This is a genomic window from Streptomyces sp. NPDC005492 (assembly GCF_040605995.1).
Taxonomy (GTDB): Bacteria; Actinomycetota; Actinomycetes; order Streptomycetales; family Streptomycetaceae; genus Streptomyces.
This window is the reverse complement of the sequence record NZ_JBEXDX010000021.1, coordinates 33,844-58,471: the sequence shown is the minus strand read 5'-3', so window position 1 is coordinate 58,471 and position 24,628 is coordinate 33,844. Positions and strand designations below refer to the sequence as shown.

Sequence of the window (24,628 nt, the reverse complement as noted above, 5' to 3'; positions counted from 1 at the left end):
CCGGCGTCGTCCGGCGTTCACAGCCAAGCGGGCAGTGCCGGTGCCGCGGCTCCTCCCGCCGTGGTCGCGCCGTGATCCCGGCCTGCCAGGTAAGCCGTGATCTCGGCGAGAGAACCGGTGACCGTGATCGTTTCCCCGGGCTCGCCGGACGCGGAGGGCAGGAGCCAGCGTCCGGGTGCGTCGGTCGGTTCCAGGGTGATCCCCTGGCCCGGGGCGCCGCCGCGCCTGGCCACGATGTCGTCGCACAGCGCGGTGAGGAAGTCGGCGGGCAGAGCGCCGAAGCGGACACCGGTGCCCAGGTCGACGGCGTGCACCCACACCTCGCGCGAGCGCAGCCAAGGGATCTCGGTGGCCGGTACGGCACGGGCCTGCGCGGTCAGTACGCGCGCCGCCCATCGGTCCTCATCCAGTGCGTCCATCGCCTTCTCCAGCGCGTCGCACGAGAGCCGGAGCCATTCCGTGAGGCGCCCGCCCGGTTGCCGGCCGCCCTCCTCGATCCCGACCGCGCGTTCCTCGGGAGAGGCGTACATCGGCGTCGGCGTGCCCGTCGCCGCCCAGTGGACGAGGTTGGCCAGGGCGTCCGCGTTGGCGGCGACATGGGCCACCACGTGTTTGCGGGACCAGGCGGGCAGGCGCGAGGGCTCTTCGTAGGCCGCTTCGTCGAGTCGCGCCGTGGTCTGGACGAGGAGTTCGGTCCCCTCCCGCATCCAGCGGCGGGCATCCGCGAGTGACCGGCTCATCGGGCGCCGTCCTCCTTGACGACCCGGTTGTGGAGGCGCCCGATGCCCGCGACCTCGGCCACGACGGTCTCGCCGCCCAGCAGGAAGCGCGGGGGCTTGCGGGCGTGGCCGACGCCGCCGGGCGTGCCGGTGGCGATGATGTCACCCGGGTTGAGCCGCACGATCGTGGAGACGTACTCGACGAGAGCTACGGGGTCGAACAGCAGGTCGCCGGTTGTGTCGGACTGCATGACCTCGCCGTCCACCTCCAGCCGTACGTCCAGTGCCGGGCGGACACCGCCGGGCAGTTCGTCCGGCGTCACCAGATACGGGCCGACGGGTGTCGAGGAGTCCCACATCTTGCCCTGGAGCCACTCGCGGGTACGGAACTGCCAGTCACGGCATGTGATGTCGTTGAGCGCGGTGAAGCCCGCGATGGCCTCCACTGCCGTGGCGGAAGTGGCCCGGCGGACCCCCTTGCCGATGACGACCGCCAGTTCCACCTCCCAGTCGAACTGGGTGGTCTCCTCAGGCCTGGTGATGTCATCGTCGGCGCCAATCAGGCTGTCGCCGAACTTGGCGAAGAGCGTGGGGTATTGGGGCAGATCGCGGCCCATCTCCGTGATGTGGTTGCGGTAGTTGAGCCCCACGCACACCACCTTCGAAGGGCGGAGGACCACGGGCGCGAAGTCGGCGCCGGCGACCGGGTACGTCGTGGCCGGCCCGGCCGCGGTGGTGGACGCCGCGCGCTCGTGCCAGTCCGGCCGGGCCAGGAAGGCGCCGAGGTCGGCGTCCCCGAGGTCCACCAGGACGTCGCCGTCGAGCCGGACGGCCCTGGTCGTGCCGTCGGTGCGGAGGGTGGCGAGCTTCATCGGACGGCTCCTTCGGTGTGCGTGCGGTGGAGGCGGAGCGCCTCGAAGACGGGCGCGTCGCTGAAACGGAACAGGTCCAGGGCCCCGGAGTCGGAGTCGGTGGACCCGGCCTCGGAACGCGCCGAGAACGGCTCCCAGGACGGGACGACGAACAGGTCGCCCCGCGTGACCGACCAGATCTTCTCGCCCACGGTGACGGTGCCGGAGCCGTCGAAGACCTGGTGGACGGAAGAGCCCGTCTCCCGCACCGGTGCGGTCTCGGTGCCCCGCGCGATCCGGTGCATCTCGGCTCGGATGGTGGGGAGTACGTCGGCTCCGGTCGCCGGGTCGGTGAAGCGGACGGCCGCGTGGCCGGGTTCGACGGTGGAGCCGAACCCCTCGGCCTCGACGTCGAGTTGGTCGGCGAGGGCCCGGTCGGTGTGCTCCCAGCGGTACGCAAGGAGCGGCGATCCGGGAGCTGTCGTACCGGCCGAGACAGGGCGGAGGCCCGGGTGACCCCACAGGCGTTCCGACCGCGAGCGGTCGGGAGTTGTCCGTTCGGCGTCACTGATCCGGTCGCGGCCGAACTCGAAGAACTGCGCCTCCGTGACGTACTGGAACGGGATGTCCAGGCCGTCGATCCACGCCATCGGCTCGGCGGTCGCGTTGTGGTGGGCGTGCCAGTTCCAGCCCGCCTGGGGCAGGAAGTCACCGCGGCGCATGGGGACCGGGTCGCCGTCCACCACGGTCCACACCCCTTCGCCCTCGACGACGAAACGGAAGGCGTGCTGGGTGTGGCGGTGCTCGGGGGCGTCCTCGCCGGGCATCAAATACTGGATGGCTGCCCAGAGCGTGGGGGTGGCGAAGGGGCGACCGCCCAGCGCGGGATTGGCGAGAGCGATGGCGCGGCGCTCGCCGCCCCGGCCGACCGGGACCAACTCGCCTGCCCGGCCCGCCAGTTCGCGCAGCCGGTCCCAGCGCCACAGGTGCGGGACGGCCTTTGAGCGCGGGTGGGCGGGCATCAGGTCGCCGATCTCGGTCCACAGGGGGACGAGGAGTTCGCGCTCGAAGCCCCGGTAGAGGGACTGCAGGCCGGGGGTGACCTCGGGCTGGCCGGGCGTCTCGACGGCCGCCAGCCGGACAGGGGTGTTCATGCGCGGGCCCCCTGCTCCTCCGCGGCGAGGGACGCCTTTCGCGGCCCCAGACCGTTGCGTACGACGGCCAGATGTTCCGTCATGGCCACCCGCGCGCCCTCGGCGTCGCCACGGGCGATGGCGTCGTAGATGACCTGGTGCGCGGTGTTGGTGTGGGCGGTGGCGGCGTCGTCGGTGCCGGCCGCGTAGTGCCGGTGCCGGACGTGCACCAGGGTGTCGAGCGCCGCGCGGATGGCGGGGTTGCCGCTGGCCCGCCCCAGCGCGGTGTGGAAGGCGACGGCCTCGGCCGTGAACGCCTCCGGGTCGCCCGCCGCCTCGTGGGCGCGGCGCATGGTCTCCCGCAGCGCGGCGAGGGTCTCCGGGTCGTGGCGGAACGCGGCGAGTTCGGCGGCCACCGGCTCTAGGGCCAACTGGGCGTCGATGAGGTCGGCGGGCGACAGCCCGGAGGCGTTCAACTGCTCGGACAGGGCGGCCGACAGAGGGGCGATACGGTCGTCGGGGGAGCCGGGGTCCGTCGGGTCCAGGCGCCGGTAGCCGCCCGACCAGTAGACGAGGGGTTCGCCGTCGCGGCGGCCGGCGGCCTTGACCGAGCCCACCAGCGTCTCGTGGTCGCCGGCCGGCAGGATCGCCTCCACCGTCGCGTCGAACCAGGCGAGGCTGCCGTCCAGCACTGGCGCGCCGGTGACCTCGGTGCGGCTGGGGATGCCGGGGAAGGCGTCCTGGCTGAAGCCCCGGCCGCGCGTCGCGAAGTACTTCGACACGGCCTGTTGGTCCTGGCCAAGCACGTTGACGGAGAACCTGCCCGCCGCGCGCACCTCGTCCAGCAGGGCGCTGCCGGTGTTCACCGACACCGACACGAGCAGTGGGCGCAGGGAGAGCGAGACGAACGAGGTCGCGGTGAGGCCGTACAGGCCGCTGGGCCCGCGCAGCGCTATGACCGTCACGCCGGAGGCGAAGCGGCCGGCGGCAGAGCGGAAGGCGTCCTCCAGGGTGTCCGTCGGAACCGGGGTCGTGGGTGTCGTGGTCATTGGTGGTCCTCCGGTTGTCCCAGCTCGCGGAAGCAGTAGAGGTCGAGGGTGAGCGCGCCGTCGCGGAGCTTCGCCATGTACTGGTCCTCCTTGGCGGCGCGGGCGCGTGATGCGTCCAGGACGTTTCGTGCCTCGGCGGCGGGCAGCACCGCGATGCCGTCGGCGTCGGCGACGACCAGGTCGCCCCTTGCCACGCGGTGGCCGCGCAACTGAACGGGGCTGCCGACGAGGCCGGGCCAGGACTTGCCGGTGCCCAGGATGGAGACCGAGGTGGAGAAGGCGGGGAAGCCGAGCTCGCGCAGTCGGTCGGTGTCGCGCACGCCGCCGTCGATGACGAGTCCGGCGACACCCCGGGCGAGCGCGGAGGCCGCCAGGACCTCGCCCCAGTAGCCGTGTTCGCTGCCGCCGGCGTCGACCACGAGCACGTCGCCCGGTCGCGCCGCTTCCAGCGCCCAGTGCAGGGGCAGGTTGTCGCCCGGTGCCGCAGCGACAGGGAGCGCGGTACCCGCGCACCGAGCGCCCGCCCAAGCCGGCCGGAACTCCGGCGGGAGGGCGCACGGCAGTCCGGAGGCTTCGTAGGCGGTGGCCGAGCCGAGGGTCAGAAGTTCCTTGAGCTCGGCGGCGTCGAGAACGGTCATGACGGCCTCCGCTGCAACAGGTGGTAGCCGTAGCGGGCCCTGGCCTCCGCGATGGTGGCCCCCTCCAGCGCGGCGGCCAGGATGCCCGCCTCGCGCTGCTCGATCTCGCGGGCCACACCGAGGATTTCCTCGGCGCGGTCCCACGGCACGGCGACTGCGCCGTCCTCGTCACCGATCAACAGATCGCCGGGGCGCACCTGCACGCCGCCGACGGTGACCGGTCCTCCGACCTCGGCCACTTCCACCCGGTCCTTGCCGGTGCGCATGAAACGGCCCCGGCTGTAGACGGGGTAGCCGAGCCCGAGGGCGCGGTGGGTGTCGCGGCAGACGCCGTCGATGACGGTTCCGGCGACGCCGCGCCGGTGGGCGACGGCGGTGAGGATGTCACCCCACACGGTGGCGTCCGTGCGGCCGGCGTTGTCGAGGACGACGACCTGTCCGGCTGTGACGTCGTCGAGGTAGTCCCCGACAGTGCCTGGAGGGGAGCCCGCGGCCCGGTAGCGCACGGTGAAGGCGCGGCCGACCAGCCGTTGCCCGGCGCCCAGGGGGGCGAGGCCGTGCAACGAGCCGGGCAGCGCGAGCCGGTCGAGGGCGTCGGAGACGGTGGCCGTGGAGAGGCCGGACCAGTCGGTGAGGTCGGTCATGAGGTCGGCTCCTGGAAGCGGGCGGCGGTGAACTGCGCGTCGTGCATGACGTCGACGACCGAGCGCCCGGCGCGGACGGCCTCGCCCATGAGGCGCTCGCGTTCGACGATCCGCAGACCGGCGGCGAGGACGTCGTCGAGGCGGCCGTTGGGGATGAAGGCGAGCCCGTTGCGGTCGGCGACGAGCCAGTCCCCGGACTCGACGGTTACCCCGCCGACCGACACGGGGACGTCCATGGCCCGCTGGACGATCCGGCCCCGGGCGCTGACCGGCACCGCGGCACGGGCGAACAGCGGCAGCCCGAGCTGCTCGCACTCCTGCACGTCGCGGCAGGCGCCGTCCACGACGACTCCCGCGACACCGCGGACGGTCGCGGCCTCGGCCAGCAGGCCGCCCCAGCAGGAGACGTCCGTACGGCCGTCGTTGTCGACGACCACGACGTCACCGGTTCCGGCGACGGCCACCAGGGGCGAGGCGATGTGGGTGCTCGGGCCGTCGCCCCCGGCGGGCACGGCCTTGACCGTGCGGACCCGGCCGACGGTGACGCCCGGTGCCGCCCACATGGGGGCGATGCCGGTGACGGCACCGGGCAGGCCCAGGGAGTCCAGAGCGTCGGAGACGGCGCAGGTGTCCAGAGAGCGCAGCCGGTCGAGGACCAGCGGATCGGCGGTGTCCGTCAGCGCGGGCGTGGTGGTCATGTCGTACTCCAGGTGACGAAACCCATCGCGTTGCCGGTGCCGGCCTCGGTGCGGTAGCAGGGCTCGTAGCGCACGGAGTCCACGGCCAGCCCGGTGGCGTTCAGGGCCGCCGCGACCGTGATCCAGTTGCGTAGCTCGGAGCTGCCCGACCGCATCTCCTCGGGGGTGAACTCCGTCAGGGCGGCGGTGTCCCCGGCCCGCAGGGCCGTCAGGAACCGCTGGTCGAGTTCCTCGTCGACGACGAAGTGCGACAGGCCGCCGGAGGCGACGAGACCGACCTTCAGGTCCTCGGGGAAGGAGGCGATGGCGGCGGCGAGTGCCTCGCCGAAGGCGACGCAGCGGCGGGCCGTCGGCGGGTTGGGCTCGTAGAAGGTGTTCACGAACACCGGCACGAACGGCACCGTCGAGGTCTCGCCCAGGATCCGCTGGTAGATGAAGCCGAAGCCGTGCGGAATGCCGTGGTTGTCGTAGTCACCGGCGGGCAGCCGCTTGGAGGCGGCCGTGTCGAAGCCGGCGGTGACGGTCTCCTCTATGAGGTGGCGGCCCAGCGCCGAGGCGGTCGGCCGGACGATCAACTGGTCCGGGACGTCCCCGAAGGCGGCCTCCGCCAGACCGGGCGGCATGACGTCCAACTGCGCCTGGGTGAACGGAACATGCGCCACCTCGTCGCCCCAGTAGACGGCGAAGGCGGGCAGCAACGCGTCGTCGTAGACCTCCTTGTGGTCGCTGGAGACGATGACCAGCACGTCCACGTCGGCCTTCTCCAGGTGCCGGCCCAGGCCGTCCAGGGCGCTCTGGCAGGAGGCCGCGCGCCGCTCCTGGGCCTCGGCCGCGCACTCGGCCGAGAAGTCCTCGCGCAGTTCGGCGAGTTCGGCGAACGTGTACGTCCCGCCCCGGAAGGCGAGGGAGGTGCTCTTGCGGTCGGCGACGCCGCGCACGTGCCAGAGATCCGGTGTCATCTTCAGTTGGGGACCGTGCGAGGAGCCGATCCCCGTGACAATGCGAGCCATTGGTGTTCCCTCAGATCCTGAAGAGCGAGACGGCGTTCTTCTCGTAGAGCGCCTGGCGGTCCCCGTCGCTCAGCCACTCGATGCCGTCGACCAGGGTGTGGATGTCGTCGAACCAGCCGCCGGTGGCGGGGTTGATCTGCGAGCCGGTGCCGGGCTTCTCGGTGCCGAACAGGCAGCGGTCCACGCCCACGGTGCGGATCAGCAGCTCGATCGCGTCCTGGGTGTACAGGCAGGTGTCGAACCAGAGCCGCCGCAACCGGTCGATGTACGGCACCCCGCCAGAGCGCACCACGTCCGGCTGGAAGCGCCCGACCTGGTACGGGATTGCGCCACCGCCGTGCGAGACGACGATCTTCAGGTCCGGGAAGTCGGTCAGCACCGAGGACGACAGCAGGCTCCAGACGGCGACCGTCTCCTCCTGGATGAAGTGCAGGCTGTACGGCTCCCGGGTCGGCGGCTTGCACCCCGCCGAGTGGATGACCGCGGGCACGTCGAGTTCGCACAGCGCCTCGTACAGCGGGTACCAGTAGCGGTCGCCGAGCGCGGGAGGTGTGCGGGTGCCCTCGTAGGGGTCCGGGTTCAACAGCGCACCGACGAAACCGAGTTCGGTCACCGTCCGGCGCAGCTCCTTCGTCCACGCGGCGACGTCCGTCTCGGGCGTCTGCGGCAGGCCCGCGATGCCGCGCAGCCGGTCCGGGAACAGCTGGACGGACTGGTGGATCACGTCGTTGACCGCCTCGGTGAACGCCGTGACGATCCGGGCGGGCTGCTCGCTGTGCATCATCTGGTACGGCCGCGGCGAGATGAGCTGGATGTCGATCCCGGCCTCGTCGAGGTGGTCCATGTGGGAGACATGGCCGAAGCTCGGGTTCGGGGCGCTCCAGGCCTCGCGGAGCTGGTCGTCGCTGACGGACGGTGGCCGTACGCCGTGCGAACCGCGGTGGGACAGCAGGCCGGACTTCCACACGTAGAGCGAGTCGGGCGCGGTGACATGCCCGTGGGCGTCGATGATCAACGGGGGCTCCTTACAAGGGATTTCAGGGACGGGAGATCAGGTCGCGGATCTGCGCGTCGACGGCCGAGCTGTCGTACGACCGCCACAGCCGGGTGCGGCCGGCGCCCGGCTCTCCGCGGTGCAGGTACTCGTACAGCTCCTGCCGCGAGCCGAATCCGGAGCCCACCAGGTCCCAGGCGGTGCGGAACAGCCGCGACTTCTCGTCCACGCCGATGTCGTGGCCGCGCATGTACGTCTCAAGGGTCGGCCGCAGCTCGGAGGTGAGGTCGGCCTCGCTGGGCTGCATGATCAGCCCGGAGGAGCCGATCTGGCGCAGGATCTCGGCGACCCGCGCCGACACCCCCGCCGACCAGAAACCGAGGCCGTAGCTGACCCGGGGGGCCAGCAGCCCGCCGGGCGTGCGCTCGGCGGCGGCCTCGGCGCCGATGATCCCCAGCTCCAGGGTCTCGGCGTACGAGATCAGCTCGCCGAGCTGTTCCTGAATGCCGCGGAAGGTGTCCACGCCGATCGAGTGGGCCACCATCTTCGCGACGGAGACGAACACCCGCAGCCGCTGCAGGAACCGGATGTGGGTGCTCTGCAGGCTCCACGCGTTGATGCGGACGAGCCCCTTGATGGCAGTCATGCTGTCGCCGCGCAGGAACAGCCGGTCCCAGGGGATGAGGACGTCGTCGAAGAACAGCATCGCGTCCTGCTCGTCGAAGCGGCGACCGAGCGGGTGCGTGTGGCCCTCGGCGTCCATGCTGAACGGCTCCCGGCAGAGGATCCTCAGCCCCGGGGCGTTCATCGGCAGCGCGAACCAGAGCACGAACTTCTCCGCGCCGCGCGCCGCGGTCACGCCGTTGAGGTAGACGAGGACCTCGTGCGAGAAGGGGGCCAGCGTGGCGAGCTGCTTGGCGCCGCGCACGACCACGCCGTCCGCGTTCTCATCGACGATGTGCAGCGACAGGGTGTCGTCCTGGAGGGGGTCGGCGCTGCGGTCGATCTGGGGGTCGCCCAGCGCGTGGGTGAGTACGAGGTCGTGCTCACTGGCGTAGCGGTGATAGGCGACGGCGTGGTGCCCGAACCCCTCCCGCGCGGCGTCGAGTTCGGGCGCGTAGTCGCGCAATCCGACGACGACGTTGGACATGAAGTCGGGGGACCGCCCGAGCTGGCCGAGGCTCTCGCGCATCCACCACTCGCTGGCAGCGAACTTGGCGCGCAGCTCCTCGGGCGTGGCCGGCATCGAGTACGCCTGGCTGACCCGGTTGCCCGTCTCCGGCGACACGAAGGTCGACAGCTCGACGTGCTCCGGGGCGTGGCGCAGGTCCAGCAGACGCGCGAACTCGTCCACGACGCCGCGGAAGGCCGGATGCGTGGCCACGTTGTCCACGCGCTTGCCCGACAGCCACACCTCGCGGCCGTCGTCGAGGCTCGCGCGGTACTGGTCTCCGGTGAGGATGCCGGTGGCGCTGCCGATGTCGGCGATGGCGCGGCCGGCCCCGGTGAGGGCGTCGGGAGTGCCGGCCGGTACTGAGGTGGTCATGTGTGCTCCTACGGACCTGGACCCTGCGAGATCTGTGTCTCTCGGAGTCAACGCCGGGCGTAGGGGCGGGCACATCAGATGCGGTGGACCACGTGGAGGGCGGGAATTCCGACACGGTGTCGGAGAGGGGCAGCGCCAGTGGCCGGGGCGCGCTCCCTGGATGGTGGGGGCGTGTCTGTTCGGCGGGGCCGGGATGGCGGGTGAGGCGCCGGGTCCCAGTGGATTTCACGTGAGGCGCCCGGCGAGAGCTTCTGCCTGGCCGCGTCGCCCGGACCGTCGGGGTACCTCTGCCCGGCCGTGTCTCTCAGCCGGCGGGGGTGGGGGAGGAGGTCGGCGGCAGGATGCCCGCCAGCCGTGCGACCCGCAGCCCCGTGTGCAGTTCCCTGCGGGCGGCACCGTCCCGGAGGTCGGCTCCGGTGACTTTGCGGGCGCGGTCCAGCCGGTAGTACAGCGTGCTGCGGTGGATCATCAGGCGCTTCGCCGTCTCCTGGCCGTCCGCGCCGCAGTCCAGGTACACCTCCAGGGTGCCGGCGAGATCGAGCCCGGACGCCGGGTCGACCAGTCGCGCGACCGAGGCGGGGAGGTCCTCCACCGTCAGTCGCTCCAACGGCAGTTGGAGCAGGAGCCGGTCCAGACCGAGGTCGTCCCACGAGACGACCGGACCGTAGCGGCCGGGGTCCAGCTCCCCTCCCCGGACGGCGAGCCGGGCCTGCCGCACCGACGACACGGTGTCGGACAGCTCGTGCACCGGGGCTCCCATGCCGACCAGCACACCGTCGCGCGCGGCCGGCCGGCCGGGTGTCCGGGGCCGGCCCGCACCGTGGGCGAGGACGGCCACGGCCCGGTCACCGATCACCGCACCCGCGACGGCCTCGCGCATCGACCTGGCCAGGCCCGCCAGCGCCGCCTCCAGGGCGGTGCGCCGCTGCGCCGCCGACGAGCGGCCCGCGTCGGGGGCGGCGATCACGAAACCTGTGTACTCCGCGGCGTCCGGCAGCGCGCCGTCGTCCACCAGGGCGCGGGCGGCCTCCGCGCGCCGCGGCACGTCGTCCGACACCAGGTCCGACACGAGCATGCGCAGCCGCAGCCGCGTCTCCTGGCTGTCCAGCGCCCGTACGGCGAGGAGACGGCCGAGGTCCGGCCCAAACCGGTCGAGCAGCTCGCGCACCGTTGCGGTCACGTCCCGCGCGGCTCCGGGTTCGACCCACACCAGGTAGCCCATCAGGTGACCGTCGTGGCGCACCCCGACCGCGATCCGCTCGGGAACCCCGTCAGCCGCCGGCAGCCGCACCGGCGCGGACACCTGAGCCGCCCCGGAGGCGCGCAGCATGTCCCGCACCGTGACGCTGCCACGCCGGGAGAGGATCGTCAGCCGACGGGCCTCGTCGACGTCCGCGTCATGGGCGCTGTAGGCGGCGACGTTGAGATCGACGTCGTACAGCACCAGGGGGCGTTCGAGCAGCGCGGCGAGGTGTTCCACCGTCGTGTCGATGTCCATGGATGGCCTCCTCGCCCTGGCCACGATCCTCTACCGCGGGTCCGGCCGTCGGTCCGGAAACGTGCTCGGCACCATGATCGCATCCGACACCGTGTAGGAAACAGGGGGTACAGGTTGGCGCAGTGGGCCGAAGGCGGCGGGATCCGGCGGCTCCTACCGTGGGGACGTTCGGCGAGAGGGGAGTCCACATGTCCACCCTGAACCTGGCCTCGCTCCAGGGGCTGGTCTTCTGCGACGGATGGCGCGTTCCGTCCGGCGGTGAGCGGGAGGTGCACAACCCGGCCAACGGGTCCCGGGTCGGCAGGATCGGCCTCGGTGACCCCACGGACATCGACCGCGCGTGCGCCGTGGCCGCGAGCGCACAGCCGGAGTGGGGCCTCGGCCCCGCCGGCCGGCGGAAGCAGGTGCTGCTCGCCGCCGTCGAAGCCCTTGCCGAGGCCCGCGCCGAGGTGGTGGCGACCCTGGTCGCCGAGACGGGCAGTACCCGGGGGAAGGCCGAGCAGGAGGTCACCAAGTCGCTCGACGAACTCTCCGCGGCGGCCGCGCTGACGGATCACCCCACGGGGGAACTGCTGCCGCACGACACACCGGGGACGCTCAGCATGGCGCGCCGCATGCCGGTCGGTGTCGTGGGCGTGATCGCCCCCTGGAATGCCCCGCTCCTGCTCGCGCTGCGCTCCGTCGCGCCCGCGCTGGCACTCGGCAACGCCGTGGTACTCAAGCCCGACCCGAAGGCGGCGCTCTCGGGCGGCTGGGTGATCGCCCGGATCTTCGAACGGGCAGGGCTGCCCACAGGCGTGCTGCACGTGGTCCCGGGCGGCCCGGAGACCGGCGAGGCGCTGGTCGCGGACCCCCGGGTGCCGGTGATCTCCTTCACCGGTTCGTCGGCCGCCGGGCGCCGGGTCGGCGCCGCCGCCGGGGCCCTCATCAAGCGCGCGGTGCTCGAACTCGGCGGGAACAACCCGGTATTGGTGCTCGACGACGCCGACCTCGACGCCGCCGTCAACAACGCCGCGTGGGGGTCCTTCCTCCACCAGGGGCAGATCTGCATGGCCACCGGCCGGCACCTGGTCCACGAGAGCCTCGCCGACGCCTACGTCGAGAAGATCACCGCCAAGACCGAGGCGCTGCGCGTCGGAGACCCGGCCGACCCGACCGTGAACATCGGCCCGCTCATCAACGAGGACCAGGCGGGCCGCGTCGAGAAGATCGTGAACGAGGCGCTCTCGGCGGGCGCGCGGCTGGTCTCGGGCGGCACCCGGAACGGCACCTTCTTCACCCCCACCGTGCTGGCCGACGTGGATCCCATGTCCCCCGCGTTCACCGAGGAGATCTTCGGGCCCGTCGTCGCGGTCACCTCGTTCACGGACGACGACCACGCGGTGGCCCTCGCCAATTCCAGCGAGTACGGCCTGTCCGCCGCCGTGCACACCAGGGACTTCGCCCGCGGACTCGCCGTGGCGGGCCGGATCCGGGCCGGAATGGTCCACGTCAACGGGCAGACGATCAACGATGCCGCGCACATCCCCATGGGCGGCCTGGGCGGCTCGGGCAACGGCGGTAGGCACGGCGGGCACTGGAACCTCGACGAGTTCACCCACTGGCAGTGGGTGACGGCGAGCCCGACGGCTCCGACCTACCCGATCTGAGCGAAAGGAGCCGGCGGTGCGATCGGCCACGCAGAAGCGCGAGTTGTTCCACTCCGTACTGGCCCGCGACGGCCTGACCGTCGTACCAGGCGGATTCAGCCCGATGGACGCCGCCATGACCGAACGGGCGGGCTACGAGGCGTTCTTCCTCGCCGGCTCCCAGGCGGCGGCGTTCCTCTACGGCGCGCCCGACGTCGGAGTCCTCGGCCTGAACGACATGGCCGGCCACGCCGGTCGCGTCGCCGGGCACACCGACATCCCCGTCCTCGTGGACGGGGACACCGGATACGGCAACGCGGTGAACGTCTACTTCGCGGTGCAGCAGCTCGTCCGGTCGGGCGCCGCGGCGGTGCAGATCGAGGACCAGGAAGCACCGAAGAAGTCCGGCACCGACGCGGGCCGCCGCCTCGTCTCGATGGACGAGGCGGTGGGCAAATACCGAGCCGCCGCACGCGCCCGCGACGAACTGGACCCGCTGTTCGCGATCTGCGCGCGGTGCGACGCCATCGGCGCCGAGGACGGCGGCTTCGAGGAGGCCGTACGGCGCTGCGTCCGCTACGTGGAGGACGGGGGAGCCGACTTCGTCTGGCTGAACTCGCTCCAGACGCCGGAACAGATCGCCGAGGCCTGCGAGCGCATCCCCGCCCCCGTGATGACCGTGTGGGGAGGCGAGGGTCCGGGTCCCACCCTCGACGAGTACGAGCGGCTGGGCCTGCGGATCGCGCTCTTCCCGGTACTGGCCTCGAAGTCCGGTCTGCAGGCGGCGTGGGATCTGCTGCACGCCTTCCGCCAGCAGGGGACACCCGCCCTCGACGACTGGGCGCGGAAGGCCGCCGAGAGCCCCTGGGGCGCGGCGCCGCTGCCGTCCCTCACTGGTACCGAGCGGGTGCGGCGGCTGGAGGACGAGTTCCTGCCGACCGAGTTCCGGCGCGATTACGAGTCGACGTTCGGGCACACACCGTCCACGTGAGCGGTGAGCGCAGCGTGCGATGCCGGCCGCGCCGCTGACGACGACCGGTATCGCCGGGACTGCGATGGAGCACCTCGACGAGTGGAGGAGGGCCGGTCGGCGCGTGCTTGCCGAACCCGTCGCACGGCGGACAGCTCGCCCGCACGACCACGCCCTTGTGACGGTTCGTCACCGTGGGCCACTCAGCGAGCGCCACGGTGGCCCGGGCCCGGTGACCAGAATCGCGAGGGCTCTCGGCATCGTGAGCAGAACCGTGGCCGACGCCCTGAAGACGAATCGACCCTCGCCGAGTGACCCACTGGGGCGAGCAGGCGTGCGCCGTGCCGTGGGTCGGCACGGCGACGCGGTGCGAGCGCCCTGTCCGCCTCGGAGGCGTCAGGTCTTGGCCGCATTCGCACCCTGTCGGCGAAGGCGCGAGCCCCGGCGGGCGGTCTCTTGACCGCCCGCCCCACCTCGCTTCGCGTACGCCGACGGGACGACCCGACGGCCCCGGGCGTGGGGAAGGCAGCCAACCCGAGAGCAACAGCTCCGCGCATGCCTCGTGTATTGCGTTGCACATCCGTGCGGTCCTGGGGCGCGCCCGCCGGTGCGGGCATGGCGCGCCGGCCAGTCGCGGCGACGTCGCTCAGGCGTCGGAGTCCGTCCGCTGGTACGGAGCCAGCCCCGGCTTGATCTCCTTGGTGTCCAGGAACTGCGAGAGACCCTTCTGACGGCCGTCCTCGCGGTCGCGGGTAAGGAGCTGGGCCGACTTGGCCGCCATGTAGTCGGTGGCCTGCTCGTAGTTCATTGCCGACGCGTGCCGGAACGTCTCCTTCGTGGAGCGGAGCACCTCGGGGTTGAGCTTGCGGAGCTTGGCGGTGAGTTCGCGGACGGCCTCGCCCAGCTCCTCCCTCGGCACCGAGGCGTTGACCAGCCCGATCTCCCGGGCCCGTGGTCCGTCGAAGGTCTCCCCGGTCAGCGCGTAGTAGAGCGCGTCCCGGTAGCCCAGCGCCATCGAGATGTCCCTGGTGACCAGGCCGCCGGGAAGGATGCCCCAGTTCACCTCGGACAGTCCGAAACGGGCCTCGTCCGCGGCGATCGCGAGGTCGCACGACACGAGGGGCATGAAGGCTCCGCCGAAGCACCAGCCGTTGACGGCGGCGATGGTCACCCGGGGAAAGAACCGCAGCCGGTTGTAGGACCACTCCCGCATGGTCCACCTGGCCCTCTCGGCGAGCACCGGATCGTGGTCCGTCTCCCGGAAGTACTCCTTGAGGTCCATTCCGGCGCTGAAGGAGTCCCCCGCGCCGGTGAGGACCAGGACGTCCGTCCCGCTGTCCGCCGACAGGCGGGTCAGGGCGTCCAGCATCTCGTCGTTGAGCTGCGGACTCATCGCGTTGCGCTTGTGCGGCCTGTTGAGGGTGACCGTCGTGACGCGGTCCTCGGTCTCCACAGAGATGCACTCGTAGTGGGGCATGTCGTCGCTCCTCGACCACTAGGCTTCGAGGGGCAATGTATAACGTGAATTCGTATGTAGCCAGAGGGGTGTTATTTATTATTGAGTGGTGGCCTCGGCGTAGAGGTCGGTCGACAGCGCGGCGAGCGCGTCATGGGCCTGAGTGAAGAGCCGGTGGGCCTCGTCGCCGGTCCAGCCGGGCGGCTGCAGTTCCGTCGGGAGCTGCGGGTCCCGCTGTACGACGTGGCGGTAGGCGTTGACGAGCCGGACACGCTCGGCGAGTGCCGTGCCGCCGCCGAGCCCGGGGGAGCGGTACTCCCCGAGCCGGGAGCGCAGCCGTCGTACGAACGTGGCGTATTCCGCCGCGATCTCGTCCAGTTCCCAGCACTGGGCGGCCATGGCGCGGTCGGCCGGCAGCCCGGTGGTGCGGGTGGTGAGGAGGGTCAGTCGGGCCGTGGTCAGCCGGGCGGCTGCGTTGGCGATCTCGTCCAGGCGGGGGTGGGGGCAGACCCAGGTGGCGGGGGCGAGTGGGCCGAAGCCGAGCCAGGTCAGTTTTTTGCGCAGGTCGTCGCGGGTCTGACGGTCGTTCTCCGGCACCGTGTAGATGACCATCGACCACTCGCCGTTCCAGGGGGCGACCGGATCGCGGAAGATCTTCCGGCGCCCCTCGTCGAGCGACTGGAGGGCGGCCGGTGTGAAGCGGTAGATCGACTCGCGGCCCTCGCGGCGCACGTCGAACCAGCCCCGCTCGCGCAGTCGGGCGAGTGTGACCCGCATGACGGGGCCGGAGATGTCGAGTTCCTCGCCCAGGGCGACGAGGGCCTTCAGTCGGATCTCCCGGCCGCCGGTGCGGTCGAAGTCGCCCAGCAGGTCCATGGCCAGGGATGTCGGCTTGGGTGAGTTCTCTGTGTCCACCATGGTCCCCATCCTAGGGTGGAGGCCGGGACGTGTAACAGATCTCCGTCGGTCATGCCTGGGATCGGTGAGTGGTGAGTGATGCGGGGTCGCTGTCCTGGAGAGGTCTCCCGGGCCTCGGTACGGGTTGCGCCGCCGCTCAGACATTTATTTTTAACGTATCTGCGCTTGCCGTTCCGAAAATGTTTCTTGATGGGTATGGTGCTCATCGGATGCACAGCACGGTCGCGGTTGCCGCCCGTGCCTCGGATCTGGAGCGGCCTCGTGGCCGGGTCTCCAGCCGCAGTGATTCGCCTCTCTAGGAGTCTCCGTGACCGAAGCCGTGATCGTCGCCACCGCCCGCTCGCCGATCGGCCGAGCCTTCAAGGGGTCGCTCCGGGACATACGCCCCGACGACCTGACCGTGCAGATGATGCGCGCGGCTCTGGCTCAGGTCCCGCAACTGAACCCGGACGACACCAACGACCTCATGCTGGGCTGCGGTCAGCAGTCCGGTGTCTCGGGGTTCAACATGGCCCGGATCGTGGCGGTGCTCGCCGGCCTCGACCGGGTGCCCGGCACCACCGTCAACCGCTTCTGCTCCTCCAGCCTCCAGACGACCCGGATGGCGCTGCACGCGATCAGGTCGGGCGAGGGCGACGTCTTCATCTCCGCGGGGGTGGAGACGGTGAGCGGATACGGCGGCCCGGAGAACTCCGACCTGCGTCCCGACGTACTCAACCCGGCCTTCGCCGACGCACGGGCGCGGACGGAGGCGATCGCCGCGGACGGCCAGGCCTGGACCGACCCGAGAGGGGAGGGGGCGCTGCCGGACGTGTACATCGCGATGGGGCACACCGCCGAGAACGTCGCGGCGCTGCACGGCGTCGGACGCGAGGAGCAGGACGCGTTCGCGGTGCGCAGTCAGAACCGCGCAGAGAAGGCGATCGCCGACGGCTTCTGGGCCAAGGACATCACGCCGGTCACCCTCCCCGACGGCACGGTGGTGGCCCAGGACGACGGCCCCCGACCGGGAGTGACCCTGGAGTCGGTCGGTGGCCTGAAGCCGGTCTTCCGGCCGGACGGCACGGTGACCGCGGGCAACTGCTGCCCCCTCAACGACGGAGCCGCCGCGCTCGTGATCATGTCCGACACGAAGGCCCGGCAACTGGGCATCACCCCGCTCGCGCGCATCGTCAGCACCGGGCTCACCGGGCTGTCGCCCGAGATCATGGGGCTCGGTCCGGTGGAGGCCACCCGTCAGGCACTGGCCAACGCGGGGATGGGCATCGGCGACATCGACCTCGTCGAGATCAACGAGGCCTTCGCCGCACAGGTCATCCCCTCCGTCCGCGAACTCGGCATCGACGAGGACACGGTCAACGTCAACGGCGGCGCGATAGCGGTCGGACACCCCTTCGGCATGACCGGAGCGCGGATCACCAGCACGCTGATCAACTCGCTCCGGCACCACGACAAGCAGGTGGGCCTGGAGACCATGTGCGTCGGCGGCGGGCAGGGCATGGCGATGATCGTCGAGCGGCTGAGCTGAAGACCGGCGGCCGTGGGTCCGCGGACGGCGGCCCACGGAGACGGAAACGAGGAGGAGAGAACATGGCAGGACGTTTCGCGGGCAGGACCGCGGTCGTCACCGGCGCGAGCCGCGGGATCGGGCTCGGTATCGCCCAGCGGCTGGTGGACGAGAGCGCCCGGGTCGTCGTCACCGCCCGCAAGCAGGAGGCGCTGGACGAGGCCGTCGCCTCGCTCGGCGGCCCGGAACACGCCCTCGGCATCGCCGGGAAGGCCGACGACCCCGACCACCAGGCGGAGACGGTGAAGCGGGCGGTCGAGACCTTCGGCAGCCTCGACTTCCTGGTCAACAACGCCGGCATCAACCCGATCTTCGGGCCGCTCGTCGACACGGACCTCGCCGCCGTACGGAAGATCGTCGAGGTCAACTGTGTCGCCGCCCTGTCCTGGACGCAGCAGGCGCACCGGGCCTGGATGGGGGAGCACGGCGGCGCCGTCGTGAACGTGGGCTCCGGCACGTCGCTCCGCCCGGCACCCGGCATGGGCGTCTACGGCGCGAGCAAGGCGATGCTCACGTACCTCACCCAGCAGCTCGCGCTCGAACTGGGCCCCGCTGTCCGGGTCAACGCCGTGGCCCCCGCCGTGGTCAAGACTCGGTTCGCCGTCCCCTTGTACGAGGGGCGCGAGGAGGAGGTGGCCGCCGCCTATCCGCTCAAGCGGCTCGGTGTCCCCGAGGACATCGGCAGCGTCGTCGCCTTCCTGCTGTCCGAGGAGGCCGGCTGGCTGACGGGACAGCAACTGGTCGTCGACGGCGGTGTGACGCTGACCGGCGCGGGATGAGCCGCGAAGGGCCCGGAGGCGACGGAGACTCTCCGCTCGCCCGCACTGCAAGGAGAGCCGCATGATTGTCCATGTCGACGTCGGTCGCGGGCACTGCGAGGTGCGCGACGCCGACGACCTGAAACGGCTGAGTGTCGTGGTGGCCGGTGAAGCCCCCGACGAGGAGATCGACCGGACCTTGGCGCCGCTGGCGCGGCTGCTGTCGCCCACGCACGCGTGGGTGTCCGTCCGGGAACTGCGCGCCGCCTGCGCCCGCGAGGGCGACGCGGCCTGGATGCGGGATTACGACGCCATGGTGGCGTTCGCGGCCTCCCGGGGCTGGGTCGACGACACCGGCGCACACCTGCGCGCCCACGTGGTCCGCGACCCGGATCCGACACCCCAGGAAAGCTAAACAAATCTTCGACGCCAGTCGTGACAATGTCATTCGAAGAAGTTACGGTCCTGTTTGAGGGCCTTTCCCATCACAACGACGTGTACGCGTAGAGCCGTCTGGCTGTTGTCGCACACTCTGCGACAGGGCCGGTGACGCGCGGGACGGAGGCAACTTGAGCACCAAGATAGTCCCCGCAGGTCTGTCGAGCGCAGAGCTCGAAAAGGCCCTTGATGCATTCCGATCCGTGGTGGGCCAGGCACATGTGCTCACCGGCGAGGACGCGGCGGAGTTCCGTGACCCGTTCTGGCACCGCGACTGGCCCGAGTTCGAGTCCTCGGCGGTCGTCCAGCCGGCCTCCGTCGAGGAGATCCAGGCGATCCTCAGGATCGCCAACGAGCAGCGGGTACCGATCTGGACCACCTCCACGGGCCGCAACAACGGCCTCGGCGGCAGCTCGCCGCGCGTACAGGGCTCCGTGGTCGTGAACCTGCGCCGGATGAACCGGGTCCTGGAGATCAACGAGGAGATGGGATACGCCGTCGTCGAACCCGGCGTGACCTGGTCCCAGCTGTACGAGGCCATCGAGGCCGGCGGCCACAAGTTCATGGTGTCGACCACCGACCTCGGCTGGGGCAGCGTGATCGGCAACTCGCTGGAGCACGGCACGACGTACCTGCCCTACGGCGCGGACTTCCAGGCCCCCTGCGGCATGGAGGTGGTCCTCGCCAACGGCGAGGTGCTGCGTACCGGCATGGGCGCCCTGCCTGGCAGCAAGACCTGGCACCTCTACCGCCGTGGCCTCGGCCCGACCCTGGACCCGCTGTTCATGCAGTCCAACTTCGGCGTCGTGGTGAAGATGGGCGTCTGGCTGATGCCGAAGCCGGAGGTGTACGCGCCGTTCTGGATCCACGTCCCGCGCGAGGCGGATCTGGTGCCGCTGGTCGACACCATGCGCCGGCTGCGCCTGGACCGGACGATCGAGGGCGTGCCGTCCATGTACAACACCCTCACCCTCGCGTCGATCACCGGGGAGCGGTCGCGCTGGTACGAGGGCGACGGGCCCACCCCGGACCACATCGTGGACCAGATCGCCGGCGACCTGGGCATCGGCCGGTGGACGGTGCACGGCGCGCTGTGGGACGACAACGCGGTCACCGACCACAAGATCGAGAAGATCACGGCCGCCATCGGGCAGATCGAGGGCGGGCGGGTGCTCTTCACCAAGCATGCGCCCGAGGACATCGCCGGCCTGGAGAGCTTCCCGGACCGTGTGCTCGGCGGCGCACCGAGCCTGGAGTGGCTGAACTTCCTGCGCTGGTACGGCACCGACGCGGGCGCCCACACCGGGACCGGGCTCGTCTCGGCCCTGGAGGGCAACGAAGCCTTCCGGCTGCACACCCTCCTGAAGAACTTCATCGAGCGGGAGATGGGCCTCGACTACTTCGCCAACCCCATCCTGATCAACGCCCGCAGTTACATCCACGTCTTCGGAGTGATCTTCGACGTCCTCGACGAGTCCGACACCCGGCGCGGCTACGAGGTGTGCCGACGCGTGGTGGAGGACGCCGGCAAGGCGGGGTTCGGCGAGTACCGCGCCCACCTGGCCAACATGGACCTCGCCCAGGCGCAGTACAGCTTCGGCGACCAGTCCTACCTCCGCTTCGTGGAGCGGATCAAGGACGCCGTGGACCCGAACGGGATCCTGTCCCCCGGCAAGCAGGGGATCTGGCCGAAGTCCTTCCGCCGGTGACCGGCCAAGGCTGAGAAACCCGGAGGCCGGGACACAGCCGCCCGGCGGGTGCCGACCCGTGAGCCGGTTCCCGCCCCCTCCCCTCGCACCCCCTCCACCGCCCTGAAGGTGGCTTTGACAAAGGAGCACCCCGTGCCCATCCAGTTCGGGATCTTCGATCACATCGAGATGAGCGGTGACCAGGGCGTCCAGGCCCTCTACGAATCCCGCATCACCTTCCTCAAGCGGGCCGAGGAGGCCGGCTTCTACGGATTCCACCTCGCCGAGCACCACGGCCACCGGCTCTCGGCCTCCCCGTCCGCGTCGGTGTTCCTGGCCGCGCTCGCCCGGGAGACGACACGGCTGAAGCTGATCCCCACGGTGGTCTGTCTTCCGCTGCACCATCCGGTCCGCGTCTACGAGGACCTGGCGATGCTGGACGTGCTCTCCCACGGCCGGCTGGAGCTCGGCCTCGGCAAGGGCATCACGAAGTTCGAGCACCTCCAGTTCGGCCACGACCCGGAGGAGGCGTCGGCCCGCGCACGGGAGATCTCGGCCATGCTGCTGGAGGCCTGGGAGACGGGCATCATCTCCAGCGAGGACTCGACCTTCTACGACTTCACCGAACTGAAGCTCCCGTTCGAACCCGTCCAGCACCCGTACCCGCCGCTGTGGACGGCCGGAAACGTGGAGGTCGCCGGACGGGGCGGCCACAACTTCGTCACCACGGGCCCCGTCACCGCCGCCGCACGGGCCCGCTACGACGAACTGCGCGCCGCCAGCCGGGAACAGCCCGGCCACCAGAACCCGCACGTCAAGGATCCGCTGATCGGCCAGACCCAGTCGGTCGTCATCGCGCCGACGGAGGCCGAGGCCAAGGCGATCCTCCGCCGGGCGTGGTCCTACTACAACGAGTCCATCACCCGGGCCCGCGGGACCGTACCGCCGCACCTGCAGACCGAACTGCCGGCGATGGACAACCCGGTCGCCCAGGCCGTGCTCGACCAGGACCCCCTGGAGTCGGGCATGGCGGTCGCCGGCACCGTCGAGCAGGTCCGCGACTACTACGTCGAACAGGCGCGGCAGGGCCACGCGAACTACTTCGTCCTCATGATCCCGTTCGGCGACATGACGGCCGAGGAGGCCACCCACACCCTGGACGCCTTCGCCGAGCACGTCATTCCGGCGGTGCGCGAGGCGGTGGACGAATGACCCACGTCGTCGCCGTCCTCGGCGTGAAGGGCCGGCCCACCGAGGTGCGCGAGGCCGGCACCGGTGAACCGCTCGTCTTCTTGCACGGCGGCGGCATCGTCGAGGGCTTCGGCTTCCTGGCCGGCCTCGCCGAGCGCTTCCGGGTCGTGGTGCCGCTCCTGCCCGGGTACGGCTCCACCGAGCTCGACCCTCCCGTGAGCAGCCAGAGGGAAGTGGCCGAGCACACCCGTGACGTCCTCGACGCGCTCGGCATCGAGCGGACCGTGCTGGTCGGGCACTCGATGGGCGGTTGGCGGGCGGCGCACTTCGCGGCCCGCTTCCCGGAGCGGGTGAGCCGACTGGTCCTGGGCGCTCCCTGGGGCATGAACGTCCCGGAATGCCCCCCGGCCGACCTGGCGTCGATGACCCCCGCCGAACGCGTTGCCCTGATGACCACCGATCCACGGATCTACGAGGGACGCTACCCCAGCGGACCCGACCCCGAGTTCTGGGCCGCCCGCGAACGCGAGCAGGTGTCCCGGACCCGGATCATGCCCGGCCCGTACGACCCGGAACTGCCGGAAGCCGCCGCGCGGGTCACCGCGCCGACCCTGCTGCTGTGGGGTGAGGAGGACCGGATCGCTCCGCTGCCGCACGCCGCCGTATGGCAGAAGGCGCTGCCGCACGCCACGCTGCGGACCTTCCCGGGGCGGGGACACCAGCTCTTCCACGAGAACCCGGCGATCCTCCAGGACGCCGTACCGCCCACGAGCGAGGAGGCCGGCCCATGACCGGACGTCTTGAGGGCAAGGTCGCCCTCATCACCGGAACCGCCAGCGGCATGGGCCGGGCGGCCGCCGTCCGGTTCGCCCAGGAGGGCGCGCTGGTCATCGGCTGCGACCTCTCCCAGGAGGGCAACCGCGAGACGGTCGAGCTGGTGGCGGCGGCCGGCGGCAAGATGACCGGCATGGCGCCGGTGGACCTCGGCGACCCGGAGGCCGCGCGGGCCTGGGTGGAGGAGTCGGCCGCCGTCCACGGACGGATCGACATCGTCTTCAACAACGCCTCCGCACCCCGCTTCGCGCCCCTGCCGGAGATGTCGGTGGAGGACTGGCGGTACGCCATGCGCAACGAACTCGACCTCGTCTTCTACGTCACCAAGTTCGCCTGGCCGCACCTCGCCGAGCGCGGCGGGGTCGTCATCAGCACCGCGTCGACATCGGCGTACGTCGCCACGCCCGGCCAGGGGTTCGCCGCCCACTGCGCGGCCAAGGGCGGAGTGCTTGCCCTCTCCCGCCAGGTCGCCTCCGACGGCGCCCCCTACGGGATCCGCGCCGTCACGATCAGCCCCGGCGCCATCAAGACCCCCGTCGTCGAGCGGAACTACCTGTCCAAGAACCCCGGGGCGGAGCAGGCGCTGATCGACCGGTCACTGATCGCCAACCGGATGGGCACCCCCGAGGACGTGGCGTCACTGGCCGTATTCGCGGCCTCCGACGAGGCGGCCTACCTGACGGGCGTGGACCTCCTCATCGACGGCGGCATGACCGCCCTGTGACCAGCTCCGCCGCTCACGTCCCGGAGGGGACGACGATGCCCGACAGGGAGAGGACGACGATGTCCGACAGTTCGACCGGCCCGACACGGCCGCTGCCGGGCCGCGGCATGACCCTGGCCGACCAACTGGCCCGGCACGCACGCACCATCGGTGGCGAGGTCGCCTTCTCCTGCGTGGGGACGCGGCGGACGTACGGCGAGCTCGACGAGCGGGCCGGCCGTCTCGCGAACGCCCTGCGCGACCGAGGGGTGGGCCCCGGCGACCGTGTGGTCGTGCTCGGGTTCAACACGCTGGAGGTCCTGGAGGCCTACTTCGCGACCTGCCGACTGGGCGCGATCTGCGTACCCGTGAACTTCCGGCTGGTCGCCGCCGAGATCGCCTACGTCCTCCAGGACAGCGGCGCGGCGGCCGTCGTCGTACACGGGCCGCTGGCCGGGACGATGGCGCAGGCCCGCAAGGAGGCCGGGTACACCGGCCCCTGCCTGGTGTTCGGCGCCGAGCACGACGGCCTGGGCGAGGACTACGAGGAGGCGCTGCGTACGGCGTCCCCGCACTTCGAGGGCGCGCCTGTCGACGAGCAGGCCCCCGCCTTCATCATGTACACCTCGGGCACGACCGGCCGTCCCAAGGGTGCCGTGCTCACCCACCACAACCTGCTGATGCACGCGTTCAGCGTCATGACGCACCTCGGCCTCCCGCCCGACGACAAGGTGTGGCTGGCCGCGACCCCGCTGTTCCACATCGCCGGGCTGTCCGGCATGCTGCCCTCCCTCCTGCGCGGCGGGCACGTCGTGGTGCTGCCGTCCGGCGGGTTCGACCCCGTAGCGGTGGTTGGCGTCCTGGAGCGGGAACGCGTGTCGTCCTGCTTCCTCGTCCCCGCGCAGTGGGAGCTGGTTCTCGCGGTACCCGGCATCGCCCGGCGCGATCTGTCGGCGCTGCGGCGCGTCGCCTGGGGCGCTGCCCCCGCGACGACCACGTTCCTGCGCAAGCTCATCGCCACGTTCCCCGGAGCCTCGGTGGAGACGGCGTTCGGGCAGACCGAGTCCAGCGCCATCGTCACCATGCTCCGCGGCGACGAGGCCCTGAGCCGCATCGGCTCGGTCGGCACCCCGCTGGCCAACGTGGAAGTCCGCGTCGTCGACGACGCCATGGACGACGTGGAGCGCGGCGAGATCGGCGAGATCGTCTACCGCGGCCCGGCGGTCATGAAGGAGTACTGGAACAAACCGGCCGAGACGGCGGAGGTGTTCCGCGGCGGCTGGCTCCACTCCGGTGACCTGGGACGCCAGGACGAGGACGGCTACTTCTACGTGGTCGACCGAAAGAAGGACATGATCATCTCCGGCGGCGAGAACATCTACTGCGCCGAGGTGGAGAACGTGCTCGCCGCCCACCCCAAGGTCCGCGAGGTCGCGCTGATCGCGGTACCCGACGACAAGTGGGGCGAGACCCCGCTCGCGGTGGTCGTCGCCGCCACCGAGGACGACCCGCCCACGCCCGCCGAACTCGTTCGGTGGTGCGCGGACCGGCTGGCCCGCTACAAGCACCCGCGCCACATCGCAGTGGTGCCGCTCCTGCCGCGCAACCCGAGCGGAAAGGTGCTCAAGACCCGGCTGCGGTCCGACCGCGAGGCCGGACGGCTCGACATCCGGTCGGCCTGACGCACCGGAACGAGG

The 24,628-nt window shown here is 71.3% G+C and carries 23 protein-coding genes; 10 read left to right on the top strand and 13 right to left on the bottom strand.

The features are described from left to right. Positions 1-17: 17 nt before the first annotated feature. From ABZT04_RS26370 to ABZT04_RS26320, 11 genes are all read right to left on the bottom strand, one after another. Positions 18-740 (bottom strand): maleylpyruvate isomerase family mycothiol-dependent enzyme, encoded by a 723-nt coding sequence (locus ABZT04_RS26370; RefSeq protein ID WP_356059453.1) that lies wholly within the window; start codon positions 738-740, stop codon positions 18-20. Further along, on the bottom strand, positions 737-1,591 hold the full coding sequence (locus ABZT04_RS26365; protein ID WP_356059452.1) for a fumarylacetoacetate hydrolase family protein: 855 nt from the start codon (positions 1,589-1,591) through the stop codon (positions 737-739). Before ABZT04_RS26365 ends, ABZT04_RS26370 begins: the two co-directional genes overlap by 4 nt. After that, a complete protein-coding gene (locus tag ABZT04_RS26360; protein ID WP_356059451.1) occupies positions 1,588-2,724 on the bottom strand; it encodes a cupin domain-containing protein in 1,137 nt (378 codons plus the stop codon). The genes ABZT04_RS26365 and ABZT04_RS26360 overlap by 4 nt, the downstream gene beginning before the upstream one ends. Beyond that, positions 2,721-3,752: a flavin reductase gene (locus ABZT04_RS26355; protein ID WP_356059450.1), complete on the bottom strand. Its 1,032-nt coding sequence runs from the start codon at positions 3,750-3,752 to the stop codon at positions 2,721-2,723. The genes ABZT04_RS26360 and ABZT04_RS26355 overlap by 4 nt, the downstream gene beginning before the upstream one ends. Then, positions 3,749-4,390: a 4-carboxy-4-hydroxy-2-oxoadipate aldolase/oxaloacetate decarboxylase gene (locus ABZT04_RS26350; protein WP_356059449.1), complete on the bottom strand. Its 642-nt coding sequence runs from the start codon at positions 4,388-4,390 to the stop codon at positions 3,749-3,751. The genes ABZT04_RS26355 and ABZT04_RS26350 overlap by 4 nt, the downstream gene beginning before the upstream one ends. Next, the gene (locus tag ABZT04_RS26345) at positions 4,387-5,034 is read right to left on the bottom strand and encodes an RraA family protein (protein ID WP_356059448.1); all 648 of its coding nucleotides are present in this window, start codon (positions 5,032-5,034) and stop codon (positions 4,387-4,389) included. Before ABZT04_RS26345 ends, ABZT04_RS26350 begins: the two co-directional genes overlap by 4 nt. Next, positions 5,031-5,732, bottom strand: a complete 702-nt coding sequence (locus tag ABZT04_RS26340; RefSeq protein ID WP_356059447.1) for an RraA family protein — start codon at positions 5,730-5,732, stop codon at positions 5,031-5,033. Before ABZT04_RS26340 ends, ABZT04_RS26345 begins: the two co-directional genes overlap by 4 nt. Then, complete coding sequence (locus ABZT04_RS26335) at positions 5,729-6,742, bottom strand: hypothetical protein (protein WP_356059446.1); 1,014 nt, start codon at positions 6,740-6,742, stop codon at positions 5,729-5,731. The genes ABZT04_RS26340 and ABZT04_RS26335 overlap by 4 nt, the downstream gene beginning before the upstream one ends. 10 nt (positions 6,743-6,752) lie before the next feature. After that, complete coding sequence (locus ABZT04_RS26330; protein WP_356059445.1) at positions 6,753-7,757, bottom strand: amidohydrolase family protein; 1,005 nt, start codon at positions 7,755-7,757, stop codon at positions 6,753-6,755. 22 nt (positions 7,758-7,779) lie between these two features. Further along, positions 7,780-9,282: a 4-hydroxyphenylacetate 3-hydroxylase N-terminal domain-containing protein gene (locus ABZT04_RS26325; RefSeq protein ID WP_356059444.1), complete on the bottom strand. Its 1,503-nt coding sequence runs from the start codon at positions 9,280-9,282 to the stop codon at positions 7,780-7,782. A 304-nt stretch (positions 9,283-9,586) separates the two neighbouring features. Then, entirely contained in the window at positions 9,587-10,780 is a 1,194-nt protein-coding gene (locus tag ABZT04_RS26320) for a helix-turn-helix domain-containing protein (RefSeq protein WP_356059443.1), read from the bottom strand. A 188-nt stretch (positions 10,781-10,968) separates the two neighbouring features. Between ABZT04_RS26320 and ABZT04_RS26315 the strand changes: the two genes are divergently transcribed. Beyond that, positions 10,969-12,429 (top strand): aldehyde dehydrogenase family protein, encoded by a 1,461-nt coding sequence (locus ABZT04_RS26315; RefSeq protein WP_356059442.1) that lies wholly within the window; start codon positions 10,969-10,971, stop codon positions 12,427-12,429. Positions 12,430-12,445: 16 nt separating this feature from the next. After that, complete coding sequence (locus ABZT04_RS26310; protein WP_356059441.1) at positions 12,446-13,399, top strand: isocitrate lyase/PEP mutase family protein; 954 nt, start codon at positions 12,446-12,448, stop codon at positions 13,397-13,399. Positions 13,400-14,024: 625 nt separating this feature from the next. Here the strand turns inward: ABZT04_RS26310 and ABZT04_RS26305 are convergent. Together ABZT04_RS26305 and ABZT04_RS26300 are read right to left on the bottom strand one after the other, a co-directional pair. Beyond that, positions 14,025-14,855 (bottom strand): p-hydroxycinnamoyl CoA hydratase/lyase, encoded by an 831-nt coding sequence (locus tag ABZT04_RS26305; protein WP_356059440.1) that lies wholly within the window; start codon positions 14,853-14,855, stop codon positions 14,025-14,027. A 78-nt stretch (positions 14,856-14,933) separates the two neighbouring features. Then, on the bottom strand, positions 14,934-15,752 hold the full coding sequence (locus tag ABZT04_RS26300; RefSeq protein WP_356059439.1) for a PaaX family transcriptional regulator C-terminal domain-containing protein: 819 nt from the start codon (positions 15,750-15,752) through the stop codon (positions 14,934-14,936). A 307-nt stretch (positions 15,753-16,059) separates the two neighbouring features. On the opposite strand from ABZT04_RS26300, the gene ABZT04_RS26295 reads away from it, so the two are divergent. The 8 genes from ABZT04_RS26295 (at position 16,060) to ABZT04_RS26260 (ending at position 24,613) form a co-directional block, all read left to right on the top strand. Then, positions 16,060-17,280, top strand: coding sequence for an acetyl-CoA C-acetyltransferase (locus ABZT04_RS26295; protein ID WP_356059438.1), 1,221 nt, complete (start codon positions 16,060-16,062; stop codon positions 17,278-17,280). Positions 17,281-17,342: 62 nt separating this feature from the next. After that, on the top strand, positions 17,343-18,098 hold the full coding sequence (locus ABZT04_RS26290; RefSeq protein WP_356059437.1) for an SDR family oxidoreductase: 756 nt from the start codon (positions 17,343-17,345) through the stop codon (positions 18,096-18,098). 61 nt (positions 18,099-18,159) lie between these two features. Next, a complete protein-coding gene (locus ABZT04_RS26285; RefSeq protein WP_356059436.1) occupies positions 18,160-18,492 on the top strand; it encodes a hypothetical protein in 333 nt (110 codons plus the stop codon). Between the two features lie 226 nt (positions 18,493-18,718). After that, entirely contained in the window at positions 18,719-20,224 is a 1,506-nt protein-coding gene (locus ABZT04_RS26280) for an FAD-binding oxidoreductase (RefSeq protein WP_356059435.1), read from the top strand. A gap of 132 nt (positions 20,225-20,356) precedes the next feature. Next, positions 20,357-21,415, top strand: a complete 1,059-nt coding sequence (locus ABZT04_RS26275) for an LLM class flavin-dependent oxidoreductase (RefSeq protein ID WP_356059434.1) — start codon at positions 20,357-20,359, stop codon at positions 21,413-21,415. Next, positions 21,412-22,185, top strand: coding sequence for an alpha/beta hydrolase (locus tag ABZT04_RS26270; protein WP_356059433.1), 774 nt, complete (start codon positions 21,412-21,414; stop codon positions 22,183-22,185). The genes ABZT04_RS26275 and ABZT04_RS26270 overlap by 4 nt, the downstream gene beginning before the upstream one ends. After that, positions 22,182-22,952, top strand: a complete 771-nt coding sequence (locus ABZT04_RS26265) for an SDR family NAD(P)-dependent oxidoreductase (protein WP_356059432.1) — start codon at positions 22,182-22,184, stop codon at positions 22,950-22,952. Before ABZT04_RS26270 ends, ABZT04_RS26265 begins: the two co-directional genes overlap by 4 nt. Positions 22,953-23,011: 59 nt before the next feature. After that, entirely contained in the window at positions 23,012-24,613 is a 1,602-nt protein-coding gene (locus ABZT04_RS26260) for a long-chain-fatty-acid--CoA ligase (RefSeq protein WP_356059431.1), read from the top strand. Positions 24,614-24,628: the final 15 nt, after the last annotated feature.